Origin of the sequence: Alteromonas sp. AMM-1 (assembly GCF_047290655.1) — a bacterium.
Lineage (GTDB): Bacteria > Pseudomonadota > Gammaproteobacteria > Enterobacterales > Alteromonadaceae > Alteromonas > Alteromonas mangrovi.
Genome location: NZ_JBLBUE010000003.1, coordinates 1 through 13,373, shown reverse-complemented (window position 1 = coordinate 13,373; position 13,373 = coordinate 1). Strand labels below are relative to the sequence as shown.

Sequence of the window (13,373 nt, the reverse complement as noted above, 5' to 3'; positions counted from 1 at the left end):
CTGCTCAGCCCGCTTTACGTTGCGCGCTTTGCCCTGGTCGCAACTGCTTCATGCGAGCCACAAATTCAGCAACACCCGCCGTATTTTCCGCCGGTGCCCAGTGCGCAAAATCCTTGTCATCACTCACTTCGTAGGGGCCTTGCTTTACCTCTACAAAGGTAACCGGTGCATGGCAAACAGTGGCATGCCAGGTATTAGGCGGGATCTCTACACCAAAACAATCACTGGTTGGGCCCAGTGCAATCCGTTCGGTTAATTCGCCCTGCTCATCAAAGAACAGCAGTTCAAGCATGCCTTCGATTACCAGGAAGAACTCCCACTTGGTGGGCTGACTGTGCCGGTGTGGGCGAACATAGGAATCGGGCAGCATGCAAACAAACAATCGCTGCACGGGTTGTTGGTAATCAGAATGAATGTTCTTATGTGCCCTTCTTCGCGGGCTGGCTTCTGCCTGAGCCCGCAATTCGGCAATCATTTCCTGATCAAATCGCTGGATCGTCATTCCCTAGCTCCCTGCCATCTGCATGTAAAATGTCCTTTTCCAGGTGTTGGGCTATTTCAGGCCACACCAGCGCAATAACGTCGCGACGCAGCGCAGACGCTTCCTCTGAATACTTCAGACTGCCGCCTTCACCGCTATCGAGCCAATGGTTATCGCGCAAGGCACTGATAAAGCTCGACAGTACATTTTTGTCGTAAAACTCAGGGGAATGCATGCCATACAACTTCGACAAGCGTTCGGCTACTGTTTTACTCTCGCGCTCCAGTTCCGCCCGACTAATCACCTTTTCACGTTTCAACAGGGTTAACACCACGGCATAGCGTTGCAGGGTTTCCTGCATGCAGCGGCTCAGCAGCCAGCTGGAATGAAACTGGGGGCTGTCGGCATCGGGTGGCATCAGATACCTACCGCGTTGCACCAGCATGCCGGATTGCTTGAAGGCATCAATCAGATCAGAGGTGTAAGCCAGGGCTTCATCCTGAGAGAAATGCATGAACAACTCGCGTTGTAGCAGTGGATACAGCGCGGCGATTAATTGAAGAATGCTGGTTCTTTCAATTTTCTGGTGTGCAAATACCGCCTTCATGATCACACCAGGTAAGGCAAACAAGTGGATGATGTTGTTGCGGTAGTAGGTAAGGTAAACAGCGTTGCCCGGCTGAGGGCTGATGAGCGTTCCGTAGCTGTCTTCAGTTACCTGTAAGCGCTCGAGCTTAAGCGTATTAGCCAATAGTTGCGCTGCGTCTTCTTCAGGCAGGGTTGCATCACTGCTGTAAGGCGCGTTAGCAAATAGCGTAAGGTAATCCTGCATTGCCTGCTGCAGTTCCTGTTTACTCATGGTCTGGGTTTTGGAAGCCAGTAAGCACAGGGCAGTTAATGTCATGCCGTTGATAGCTGCGGCGCTGTTAACCCGGGTCATGAGTTCTGAAGCCAGGCCGTTCACGGTTGGTGTTAACCAGGCAGGCTTTTTATCGGGGTTGTCCAACTGGCACTTACGCCAGTCTGGCGCTTGGGTATCTAAAAACTGGGTAAGACTAAGCGGCTCGCCAAAATTCACAAACCCGTGGCCGTAGTTTTTCAGCTTACTGATGGCTGAGAATACCTGTAGGTTGGATTCCTTTTTCTTCGAACTGCCTTTTAGCTCGTTAAGGTAACTCTTCACTTCCATCACGTTTTCGTAGCCAATATAAACCGGTACCAGACTGATCGGACGGTTGATGCCCTTTACCGCAGCCTGAATGGTCATTGCCAGCATGCCGGTTTTCGGCGGTATCAGGCGCCCTGTTCTGCTTCGTCCGCCTTCCGGGTAGTACTTCACCGCATAGCCTTTTCTGAACAGCAGTTCCAGGTATTCGCGGAATACCGCGGTGTATAGCTTGTTACCGGCAAAACTCCTGCGCAGGAAGAAGGCGCCGCCACGGCGGAAAATGCCGCCAACCGGCCAGAAGTTCAGGTTAATACCGGCGGCAATATGCGGCGTTACTAATCCTTCGTGATAAATCACGTAAGTGAGTAGTAAATAATCCATATGACTGCGGTGGCAAGGCACGTAGATTATTTCATGGCCGTTATTGGCCAGTTCGCGAATGCGATTGGCGTGACCGACGTGTATACCATTGTAAATTTTGTTCCAAATCCGCGTGAGCAGGCGATCACCAAAGCGGATCAGACCTTCGCGATAGTCAGCCGCTATTTCCTGAATGTACTCGGTGGCCAGGGCTTTTGCTCTATCTGCCGGAATGCGTTTGGAACGGCTCTCTTCGGCTATAGCATGCTTAACACTCTCAGAGCCCAGTACGGCATTGTTTAGTTGCTGACGGTCTAACAGGGTTGGCCCTGTCATAGCCTGGCGTTTGCGCTGGAAGTGGGTGCTGGCGACCCGCACTAGTTTGTGTGCAATGGTTTCATCCGTGCCGCGCTGATTGGCCATGCTGCGCGAAGATACAGCTTTGCTGTAACTTATAAAGTTATCGCGGCCCAAAAATAGCACAATAAAAAATTTGCGAAGCCAGCTGGGTGCAGCAACATCGGTTATTAAATCGGCAATACCTGGCTTGCCTTTGTCTGGCGCCCTGCCCCAGGAAACAAAAACTGGCACAACTTGCACATCAATATTGCTGTGATCGCGATGAAGGTGGAACAGCTCGGCAAATACGTGCTCTATATCGGTTTCTTTGGCGTGCTTGCGAAACAGCGGTGCGGTTCGACGCAAGAACAAACTGGCCGGATAGTGCCGGTCAGCCAGCGTTACCTGTCCCATTGGGTTGGGCAGGCCGAGTTTTTCAGCAGACATTTGCAGTGCCAGCTGATCCGTAAGTGAATTGGTTGGCAGCAAATAAATAATTGGCCGTGATTTGTCTATGCCCAACTCCGCTTCAACATTCGCGGGGGTGCTTTTGGTGCTAACCAGCCATTTTACCGGTAAGCGAAACACGTTAAGCAAAGCCTGACGCATCCAAGACATGAACAATAAATCCTGTGCAATAAAAATCCCGCGTAGTGTAGCACGAAATCCTTATACAATGCTTAACACGAATGGCATTAGGCTATCAGATTGAAGTTATTTATCAGTATACCGAAAGGTCATGGCACCAGAAATACTGACCAGGGCAGTGGCGGTAGTACCCCACATCCAGTCGATTAACGTAATGGGAATTGGCCAGTCGGCAATAATGGAGTAACACGTAAGGTTATAAGCGCCATAAGCTGCTGCACCTAATACAGCGCCGCGCACAAATGCGGTAAGGCGATAACGCCGGCTTGGGATCACCGCCAAATACAATATAGCGCCACAATAGCCCAGATAAAAAATTATCCAGGGCCAAACAATTAAGTCACTTCTTAGCAGACCTGACAAACTGTATGCATACAGGTTTTTGGCAACCACGCCCAGCCAAACACCGTCCAGTATGGCAAAGGTTAGCAACATAACGCCATACGCCAATAAATAGCGCTGCTGAGGCTTGATCATCCCACTTTCCTTTTACAAGCAAGGGCAAGGTTGATTAGAAAATAGTCACTGAGTGAATAGAATGGCTTTTTATCATTCGTGAGTAGCCAAAATACAGGATTATTGAACAATTTTAAACGGTTACTACCATTGAATATTTTGTAAACGTTAATTATTATCGTTTGCGTTATTTATTCATGAGCCTGGAGTGTAACGTATCCTGTTAGCGTTGGACGCCGGAATGAACGTATGCCGCAGGGCTGTCTGCTTTGGTGGCAACATTTTTTATCGAAATAGCATGATCGAAAGGTACCTATGACCACGACACTATTTGTCTCTGTGGCCTTAAGTGCGCTGGCCTGTTACGCCATCTATATTGGCTGGGCTACGCAAAAAAAGCGTTGGGCATATGCCGGCTGGGCTGGCATCGCAGTCAGTATTGTTGCCTGGTGTAATGCTTTGGGAACAGAGTTTGGCATAACCGTTGGGTTGTGTTTACCGGCAATTATGGTATGGCTGGGTATCGGCCGTCATGCGAAGGCAGAAAAGACAAAACCTGATGCCGACAAGCCCCCACACCAATGGCAATGGCAGGGTAAAGCTATTGCGCTAACCAGCTGGCATATTTTGTATGTGTTGATTGTACAGATGGTGACATTCAGTTTAATTGTGGTGGCATTGGTTTATCAGTTACCCATTTCCGAACCAAAGCAAATGGCTACCGGCGTGATCATTCTGCCGCTGGTATGGGGCGTACTAGCTTACTGGTATGTTATGTCTGAGCACAAATTACGTCACATATTGTTTTCAGTCGTGTTGGCTGCCGTGGCCGCGCTGTATTTATTTGGAGTGGCACATGGCTAAACAACCCCTCACACAGAGTTTAAGTAAGCGTTCATTGGCTTCTCACACCTGGCTCGGCTTGCTGGTAAGTGCGTTTATGTATCTTATTTGCTTGTCTGGTACAGTAGCGGTGCTGCATCTGGAGTTTGAGCGCTGGGAGCAGCCTTATATCGAGGAATCCGACAGCTTCTCTATTGCGCAGGTAGAAAAGGCCTATGCCCAATTCGCGCAGCGTTATACCGCAGACACGCATCACTATTACTTTGTGTTTCCGGGCTCTGGGATCCCCAGATTAGTCATGGAAGACGACAACACTGCGCATTTCGTGGATGCCAACGGCGATCTCATTGAGCAGGAAACCGTTACCTGGACACGCATGCTGGGCGATTTACACATGTATCTTCACTTGCCAGCCACCTTTGGCATGATTTTCGTGAGTACCTGTGGCGCGCTGCTTTGCGCGTTAATTGTGTCGGGTTTGTTGGCGCATCCTCGAATAGTAAAGGATGCATTTCGATTCCGCGCAGGTGGCGATGGCCTGAAAAGTAACATTGATTTGCACAATCGCCTGAGTGTGTGGGGCACGCCATTTCACTTAATGATAGCGGTAACCGGCGCGTATTTTGGTTTGGCTGGTATTCTGGTTACCATTATTTCGCAGGCCTTTTATGGTGGTGACAATCAGGCTGTTTACGACCAGGTGTTTACACCTGAGCCGGTACTGGAACAAGAAGTCGCGCCACCAGAAATTGGTCAGGCTATGCGCGATTTGTTCGAGCGAATAGATCGGAATAATCTGATTTTCTTCGCTATTCACGATCCAGGTACGCCACAGCAGTTTATTGAGTTTTTTGTAAAAGAGCCGGGTAGGTTCACTTATTCAGAAAACTACCAGTACAACTCAGCCGGGCAATTCCTCAGTGTCTCCGGATACGGTGCGGGCGACGGTGGCAAGCAGATCCTATGGTCGGTTTATCGCCTTCACTTTGGTGATTTTTGGGGGATGCCAGGCAAGGTGCTGTTCATTATTCTGGGTATGATGCTTACCATTATCTCAGCAACCGGCATGAATATTTGGTTGAAAAAGCGCAAAACACAGGACGCCTTAAACCTGTTATGGCCAGCATTGGTATGGGGAACGCCCGGCGCGCTGGTGGCCAGTGCTGCTGCGTATTTTGCTGTTAGCCTGTCACCTACGCTGAGTTTTTGGGTGGTGCTATGTGGGCTTTGCGTGCTGGCATTAACGGCTAAATCTCAACAGCATGTTACCAGACAGCTAAAACAGGCGTTTAGTTTGCTGACACTGTGCTTTTTGCTGGTCTATTTTGCAGTGTTTGGCGAAGCGGGTTTTAGCAGTGCTGCTCTGCAAATCAATCTTCCGTTACTGCTCATTGCACTCTGGACCGGCTATTCCGCGCACAAGCAAAGCTAGCACTACACCACCTGCCCGGCTTTATGCCGGGCACACCCTCAACGCCGTCCCATCTCGGCCTGTATTTGCTGGCCTGCTATTTGACAAATATTCCGCACTAGTTAAAAGTTAAGCAATCTTAAGTCAAATGTTAGGCGGGTTGACACGCGTTGAGCATGCCGATGGCTGTATTGCATTATGAATGATAGCAAGCTGCATTCCCCGGTGAGGGCTGCTGTGTCTCAACTGTATCAGTTGCTAACACTGTCTACCGTTGTGGCCGTTTTGGCGTTGTGGGGACATCAGTTACTACCGGAAAAAACCTTGCCATTAGTGCCCTACTACGTGCATGAAAGCTATGTTTTTCACGACGGGCAAAACGGGGGTAACACACAAGGAAACTGGCAATCACAGCAGGATTTGAGTTTTGTGTGTGAGGTGGTTAATCCCGACCAAAGCAGTTACTGCGGTGCGAGTATTAAAGTGAAACCACCGGAAGCTGCGGTGGATTATTCCGCGTATCGCACAGCCACGTTTTACCTGAGTTACACCGGCCCGAATGAGCGTCTTCGTGTAAAACTGCACGCCTACGTCCCACCCAGCGAACAGCACTATGCCAATGAGGTACTAACAGGTCTCGATTACGTTTTTAGTAAACAGGGGGAATTAGCGGATGTAACGATCCCTGCCAGCGCCTGGCACTTATCAGACATGAACCTTTTTGACCTGCAAAACACCACCCCTCAGTTGGATGTGGTGTTTGACGTGGCTCCGCCGCTATTGGCCGGGCAACATACATTGCGGGTCGACCAGATTGTCCTGCAAGGAGAATGGCTACCGGTGAGTTTCTGGTACGCCATTGTGGGAGTTGGTTGGCTGGTGTTTAACGTGATTTTTCTTGGCAGGTTGTTGAAAGTGCAGCAGGCGCGTTTGGCCAATGATGCCAACAGACTGTCTCAACTTACCCATTTTTCCAGTCATTTGAAGGAAGAGTCTGAACACTACAAAACACTTTCCAGTCACGATCCGCTTACTGGCGCACTAAACCGCAGTGGTTTTGCCCTTGAATTCAGGCATTTGTTTCCAGATAGCAGACTAAAGTTAAATACGGCGTTATTGGTGATCGATCTGGACCACTTTAAACGGGTGAATGATACCTATGGGCATGATGCTGGCGATAAGGTGCTTCAGCAATGTGCCGAAACCCTGTTTAAGAATGTCCGCCTGAACGACCGTTTGGTGCGTTGGGGCGGCGAAGAGTTTGCCCTGCTTTGTGTGGATACCAGCCTGCAACAAGCTCAACTTATTGCCGAAAAGATCCGTACTATGCTGGAGGAACTGGATATTCAGACCGGCAAAGCAACGCTGTCGGTCACTGCCAGTATTGGTGTTGCGGTTTCGAATCACCTGGAAGAGTTTGATGCATTGTTTCAGCGCGCAGACAAGGCGCTGTACCACGCTAAAGAGATTGGCCGCAACTGCGTCGTGTTGGCGGATTAACACTACCACAATTTGCTAAGCAAACGCAGCTACAACGCCTATACTCATTACATACCTTTGCTAAGGTAAATTCATCCACGATACAGACAGGCATGGAAGTCATACTGCGAATTAAACGGTGTAGCGCCTGCTGACACAAGCTCAAGGAGGCACTATGCTTTTTGCGACAAACCGTACACCTAAAGGGTCATCACGTACACGTGTGAACCGTAAAATCGCTTTTGACCGGCAGGTAACCCGACCGGGCACCGACATGTATTTCTGCGAACGCCTGGGTAAAGACGATTACCGGGAAATAGGCAGCAAAGCGTTTTTCGAGTACCTGAAAGGGCTACAACGCAACACTCAGGTTCTGCTTTACATACATGGCTTTAACAACAACATGGAGCCTGATGTATTTGACCGGGCAGAAGAATTACAGCGGCTCGTGAACAAGGGACGAAGTGAACATCTTGCACTGGTTGTACCGCTGATATGGCCATGTGATGACGATCCCATTGTGAGTGTGCTGGATGACTACTGGGACGATCAAAAGGCGGCAGATTTCAGCGCCAATGCCTTTTCCAGGATGTTGTCTAAATTTGATACCTGGCGTAAAGAGGAGGCTGCGAAACCCGATCCCTGTATGCGCCGAATTAACGTGCTGGCACACTCAATGGGCAACCGGGTGTTGCGCAATGCTATAGAATACTGGGGGCGCAATGATCACGCCGGTATGGTGCCTTTATTGTTCCGCAATGTGTTTATGGTGGCAGCTGACGTGGTAAACCACTGTCTTGAACCTGGCAGAAGCGGCGCTATGCTGCCAAGAGTCACACGTAATCTGGTGGTGTATTATGCCAGCGATGATCTTGCGATGCCTGCCAGCAAAGTCGCAAACCTGAAAAACCGGCAACTCTCCAAACGTTTGGGCATGACCGGGGTGGAAGAACTCAGTAAGGTGCCCAGGAATGTTTACGAAGTGGATTGCGATAACTTCAACAACACCTTTGATATGCCCAAAGGACACAGTTATTTTGGTGAGATAAAACAGGTTACCAGTCCGGCGTTACTGCATATGATAGATGCAATGGACGGCGGCAGAGTACAGCCAGCCGTGCGCTCGCATGTGCTGGACAATCCGTTTAAAAAACCATAACAATAAGTAAATTGTCTGTATTAGCGTAGTAGGAGGCAGTATGCAGCATGCGTTTTGGCACGACAAATGGGAACGGGGCGAAATTGGCTTTCATCAGCGTGACATCAATTCCTTTTTAACACGCTTCGCTGACACCGCCGGGTTAACTGACGGCAAAAGAGTGCTGGTGCCTTTGTGCGGCAAATCCAAAGACATGACCTGGCTGTTACAGCGCGGCTGCGAAGTGGTGGGTATTGAGCTGAATGAATCGGCAGTGCAGCAGTATTTTAAGGAGCTGGGTAGTGTTCCTGAGGTAACACAAATCGGCGAGTTTACCTGTTATGCTGCCACCGACATCACCATTTTCTGTGGCGATGTGTTATCGATCACCCAGGCAATGATAGGTAAAATAGATGCCGTATACGACCGTGCCGCACTGGTGGCGTTACCGGCAGATATGCGCAGGCCTTACGTGAAAACGCTGCTTACAACTGCACCAGAAGCGCGTCACTTATTAATTACGTTTGAATACGATCAGGCGCTTCACAGTGGCCCGCCATTTTCGGTCACCGAAGCTGAACTGCATGAACTCTATGGCTGCGCGAAAATGCAGCCGGTTTTGGCCAGTGAACCCTTACAAGGTGGACTGAAAGGCAGGGTGCCGGCAATGGAATCCGCCTGGCTGATTAGTTAATTTAGTGAATTAGCAAGCCGAAGCGATTGTTGTGATTATCAGGGACAGAGATGGAAAATATCACTATTCACACGCACATCACGAAAGCAGATTTGCTGCGGTTTAATATCCGCTACATTGCAATGGCTTCGTTTACCTATAAATACATGGTCGCGGTTGTATTGGCCGTTATTGCTTATATCTGCTTTACCAGGGGAATGCCTACCACACCGCCCACCTGGCTAATACTGATTGCGGGTGCCTTGTTAGCGGGCTTACTTGCCACGTTGGTGTACAGCGCATGGTGTATCGGTTGCGTACTTATTATGTCAAAGGAATCAAATGGTGTGTTGGGCACACACGAGTACACGCTAAAAGAGGAAGGCCTGTTCGAGAAAACTATCGCCAATGAAACCCTGCATAAATGGGGAGCGCTTGGTAAAGTGAGCGTGGCGGGGCCTGACCTGTTGTTGCAAGTAACCGGATACCTCTACCACGTTTTTCCGCGCAAGAGTTTTGCCACGGCGGAACAGCGAAGCGAGTTCGAACGCATACTTCGATATCACATTGATAAAGAGAAGGCACAGTAATCGGTGTGCACGTGGATTGCACACGCAGACAATCTTCGTGGCTCATTTTTAACCAGAACTTAGCCAGAATATTTAACCACACACAAAAAACCCGGTTGCCATTTGTGTAAACCTGTATATACTCACAGTTAACTGTATGGAAAAACAGGCTGTTTATGCGTCCACTAACATCCCGGCAACAAGAAGTACTCGACCTTATTAAGTCAACCATGACCGATACCGGCATGCCGCCAACGCGTGCTGAGATAGCCCGCGAATTGGGTTTTCGCTCAGCCAATGCGGCTGAAGAGCATTTAAAGGCGCTGGCCAAAAAAGGTGTGATTGATATTCTGCCTGGCACTTCACGCGGAATTAAACTGAATATTCCGCTGGACGATGTACCAGAGGAAGAGGGCTTGCCGTTGATTGGCCGGGTTGCTGCTGGTGAGCCCATTCTGGCTCAGGAACACATTGAAACACATTACAAGGTTGATCCTGCCCTGTTTCATCCAAAAGCGGATTTCCTGCTGCGTGTAAACGGTATGAGCATGAAAGATATTGGTATTTTGGATGGTGATCTGCTGGCAGTACACAGAACCACTGACGTGCACAATGGGCAGGTAGTGGTAGCCCGGGTAGACGAAGATGTAACAGTAAAGCGTTTGGAAAAGCGCGGAAGAGAAGTGCTGTTACACGCAGAAAATGAAGAGTTTGCACCGATCAGAGTCGATTTGGCGAACCAGCCATTTAACATTGAAGGTATTGCGGTGGGCGTGATCCGCAACGCAGACTGGATGTAATACCAATTCGCATAGCAGTTTGCCCTCTCAGAGTGAGTCAAAACGACTTAGATCACGACGCGAACTCCGAGGCATAGTCATTCTATGTCCGGAGGGCGCAACACAGATGTAAGTCGTTTTGGCCACTCCCTTCGGGCATCACTGGCAGACTTTTTAGCGTTGTTACGCTTGCTTGATTTGGAACCACCAAACCTGCGCAACCAAGCCTAGCTAAAAAGCCTGCCAGTGCTGCTGAGTGGGTAAACTTCTATGCGAATTGGTATAATACACTGCACCACAATAATGCATTTTTAAAACCGGCCTAGTGCCGGTTTTTTTGTGTTTGGCGGGTAGAATTCAATTAACCCCTTCTTTTTCCCTCTTTAACAACCGCTGATTCGCCAAAAATTAGTTAATAAACACTTACTCACCTCAATTCGAAAAATTAGCACGTTTTGGACGAAAAATAGCCAGTAATCCAGATTTTAGCGAAAAAGGACTGGACGCAATTCTCACAATGAGTAATTCTTATACAGTGCTTAACAAATAAATAACATAAGTAGCACAAAATATTAAAAGGCTAGTTCAAAAAACAACCATAAAGGGCCTGGAAGCTTTATCTCGCAATGGGGCGGTCTGTGAGACGCTGGCGGGCCTTAACGGAGGTGTTGAGTGAAGCAACTCGAGAGATGCGTACTGAAAGCCTGTACTGCATTGGTTCTGTTAGTAGTCGGAACGACAGCGATTGCTGCGGGAAGTAACGACGTGTCGGCATTAAATTTGCGGCGCGGCGCAACGGAAATCAGTGGACAGGTATACGATCTCCACATGCTGATGTTCTCTATTTGTGTAGGGATTGCAGTAGTGGTGTTCGGTGTCATGTTTGTTTCTATGTACCTGCACAGAAAGTCCCGCGGTGCCAAACCCGCGAATTTTCATGAAAGTGTGAAGGTGGAAATTGCCTGGACGGTAATTCCGTTTTTAATTCTGATATTCATGGCAGTGCCTGCCGCGAAAACCCTGATTGCCATGGAGGATACCACTGAAGCGGATCTTACCGTACTGGTAACCGGTTCGCAGTGGAAATGGCATTACAAGTACATGGATCGGGAAGTCGAGTTCTACTCCCTGCTCGCCACGCAACGCGAACAAATCAATAATCGCTTCGAGAAAGGTGAGAATTACCTGCTTGAAGTTGATCGTCCTTTGGTGATTCCAACCGGTAAAAAAGTGCGTTTCCTGATCACATCTGATGACGTAATCCACTCCTGGTGGGTACCTGATTTTGCGGTGAAAAAAGACGCGAATCCTGGTTTTATCAACGAGGCCTGGGCCAACGTGGATGAGCCCGGTGTATACCGTGGTCAGTGTGCGGAGTTATGCGGTAAGGATCACGGCTTTATGCCAGTGGTAGTCATTGCCAAAGAACCCAATGCGTATGAAGCCTGGATCAGCGAACAAGAAACTGTACAACGTGAGGCGCGTGAAGAAGAGCAACGCCTACTGGCAATGAGCATGAGCAAAGAAGAGCTAATGGCCGAAGGTGAGCGAGTTTACAACGCAGCTTGTGCGGCTTGCCATATGCCAAATGGTGAAGGCTTGCCAGGCGTGTTCCCTGCACTGAAAGGTAGTGTAATTGCTACTCAAAACGATCCAACTGCGCATATCGACATTGTGTTGAACGGTAAAACCGGCACTGCCATGCAGGCATTTGGCAAAATGCTGAGCCTGAAGGAAATTGCCGCGGTAGTAACCTACGAGCGTAATGCCTGGGGCAACAATACCGGTCAGTTAATTCAACCGAAAGACGTTAATGCCGTCGCAACAGGCCAATAGGAGCGGATCATGAGTAAAGCAACAGACATTGTTAGCCCTGATCACGCAGCGGCTGACCACGACGATCATCACGATCATCATATACCCAAAGGTATAATGCGCTGGGTATTAACCACCAACCACAAAGACATAGGCACACTTTACCTGTGGTTTGCCTTCATCATGTTTTTAACCGGTGGTGCGATGGCTATGGTTATTCGGGCTGAACTGTTCCAGCCTGGATTGCAAATAGTCGAGCCTAACTTCTTTAACCAAATGACCACCGTACACGGTTTGATCATGGTGTTTGGTGCTGTAATGCCAGCCTTTACCGGGTTGGCAAACTGGCTGGTGCCCATGATGATAGGCGCGCCTGACATGGCATTGCCACGTATGAATAACTGGAGCTTCTGGATCCTGCCATTTGCCTTCACTATTCTGCTTGCATCATTGTTTATGGAAGGCGGTGGCCCGGCGTTTGGCTGGACATTCTATGCACCGCTTTCTACTACTTACAGCGGCGACAGTACGGCACTCTTTGTGTTTTCCGTTCACATAATGGGTATCTCATCCATTATGGGCGCGATTAACGTGATTGTGACCATTTTCAACATGCGCGCACCAGGCATGACCTGGATGAAAATGCCACTGTTCGTGTGGACCTGGCTGATCACGGCGTTCCTGCTGATTGCGGTTATGCCAGTACTGGCAGGCGCAGTTACCATGATTCTTACCGATAAATTCTTCGGCACCAGTTTCTTTAACGCAGCTGGTGGTGGTGATCCTGTTATGTTCCAGCACATTTTCTGGTTCTTTGGGCACCCTGAGGTATACATCATGATCCTGCCAGCGTTTGGCATTATCTCGCAAATCGTGCCTACGTTTGCGCGCAAACGCTTGTTTGGTTACGCATCAATGGTTTACGCCACTGCATCAATTGCGTTGCTCAGCTTTATTGTATGGGCTCACCACATGTTTACCACCGGCATGCCCGTGGCGGCAGAGATGTTCTTCATGTTCGCCACCATGCTGATTTCAGTGCCCACCGGGGTAAAAGTGTTCAACTGGGTGGCTACTATGTGGCGTGGCTCCATGACATTTGAAATTCCCATGATGTTTGCACTGGCGTTCATTGTGCTGTTCACCATTGGCGGTTTGTCGGGTTTGATGTTGGCCATTACGCCAGTGGATTTTCAGTACCACGATACCTACTT

The 13,373-nt window shown here is 49.1% G+C and carries 12 protein-coding genes; 9 read left to right on the top strand and 3 right to left on the bottom strand.

Translation table 11 applies throughout. The features are described from left to right. Positions 1-4 precede the first annotated feature (4 nt). The 3 genes from ACLR2L_RS01110 to ACLR2L_RS01100 form a co-directional block, all read right to left on the bottom strand. A complete protein-coding gene (locus tag ACLR2L_RS01110) occupies positions 5-502 on the bottom strand; it encodes a WbuC family cupin fold metalloprotein (protein WP_413364968.1) in 498 nt (165 codons plus the stop codon). After that, positions 483-2,966: a glycerol-3-phosphate 1-O-acyltransferase PlsB gene (gene plsB, locus ACLR2L_RS01105; protein ID WP_413364966.1), complete on the bottom strand. Its 2,484-nt coding sequence runs from the start codon at positions 2,964-2,966 to the stop codon at positions 483-485. The genes ACLR2L_RS01110 and plsB overlap by 20 nt, the downstream gene beginning before the upstream one ends. Positions 2,967-3,062: 96 nt before the next feature. Next, on the bottom strand, positions 3,063-3,473 hold the full coding sequence (locus ACLR2L_RS01100; protein WP_140957878.1) for a DUF2177 family protein: 411 nt from the start codon (positions 3,471-3,473) through the stop codon (positions 3,063-3,065). Between the two features lie 294 nt (positions 3,474-3,767). Here ACLR2L_RS01100 and ACLR2L_RS01095 point away from each other — a divergent pair, with 294 nt between their 5' ends. The 9 genes from ACLR2L_RS01095 to ACLR2L_RS01055 all read left to right on the top strand — a co-directional run. Further along, positions 3,768-4,316 (top strand): hypothetical protein, encoded by a 549-nt coding sequence (locus ACLR2L_RS01095; protein ID WP_413364964.1) that lies wholly within the window; start codon positions 3,768-3,770, stop codon positions 4,314-4,316. Continuing rightward, positions 4,309-5,727 (top strand): PepSY-associated TM helix domain-containing protein, encoded by a 1,419-nt coding sequence (locus tag ACLR2L_RS01090; protein ID WP_413364962.1) that lies wholly within the window; start codon positions 4,309-4,311, stop codon positions 5,725-5,727. Before ACLR2L_RS01095 ends, ACLR2L_RS01090 begins: the two co-directional genes overlap by 8 nt. Positions 5,728-5,904: 177 nt before the next feature. Then, positions 5,905-7,206 (top strand): GGDEF domain-containing protein, encoded by a 1,302-nt coding sequence (locus tag ACLR2L_RS01085; protein WP_413364960.1) that lies wholly within the window; start codon positions 5,905-5,907, stop codon positions 7,204-7,206. Positions 7,207-7,360: 154 nt separating this feature from the next. Further along, positions 7,361-8,344: an alpha/beta hydrolase gene (locus ACLR2L_RS01080; protein WP_413364958.1), complete on the top strand. Its 984-nt coding sequence runs from the start codon at positions 7,361-7,363 to the stop codon at positions 8,342-8,344. Positions 8,345-8,384: 40 nt separating this feature from the next. Then, on the top strand, positions 8,385-9,017 hold the full coding sequence (tmpT, locus tag ACLR2L_RS01075) for a thiopurine S-methyltransferase (RefSeq protein WP_413364956.1): 633 nt from the start codon (positions 8,385-8,387) through the stop codon (positions 9,015-9,017). Positions 9,018-9,067: 50 nt separating this feature from the next. Further along, the gene (locus ACLR2L_RS01070) at positions 9,068-9,586 is read left to right on the top strand and encodes a hypothetical protein (protein ID WP_413364954.1); all 519 of its coding nucleotides are present in this window, start codon (positions 9,068-9,070) and stop codon (positions 9,584-9,586) included. Between the two features lie 155 nt (positions 9,587-9,741). Further along, positions 9,742-10,365 (top strand): transcriptional repressor LexA, encoded by a 624-nt coding sequence (lexA, locus tag ACLR2L_RS01065; RefSeq protein ID WP_140957871.1) that lies wholly within the window; start codon positions 9,742-9,744, stop codon positions 10,363-10,365. A gap of 693 nt (positions 10,366-11,058) precedes the next feature. Then, complete coding sequence (gene coxB, locus ACLR2L_RS01060) at positions 11,059-12,180, top strand: cytochrome c oxidase subunit II (RefSeq protein WP_413365093.1); 1,122 nt, start codon at positions 11,059-11,061, stop codon at positions 12,178-12,180. A 9-nt stretch (positions 12,181-12,189) separates the two neighbouring features. Continuing rightward, positions 12,190-13,373, top strand: a 1,184-nt coding sequence (locus tag ACLR2L_RS01055) for a cbb3-type cytochrome c oxidase subunit I (RefSeq protein WP_413364952.1), incomplete at its 3' end; no start/stop codon positions are given.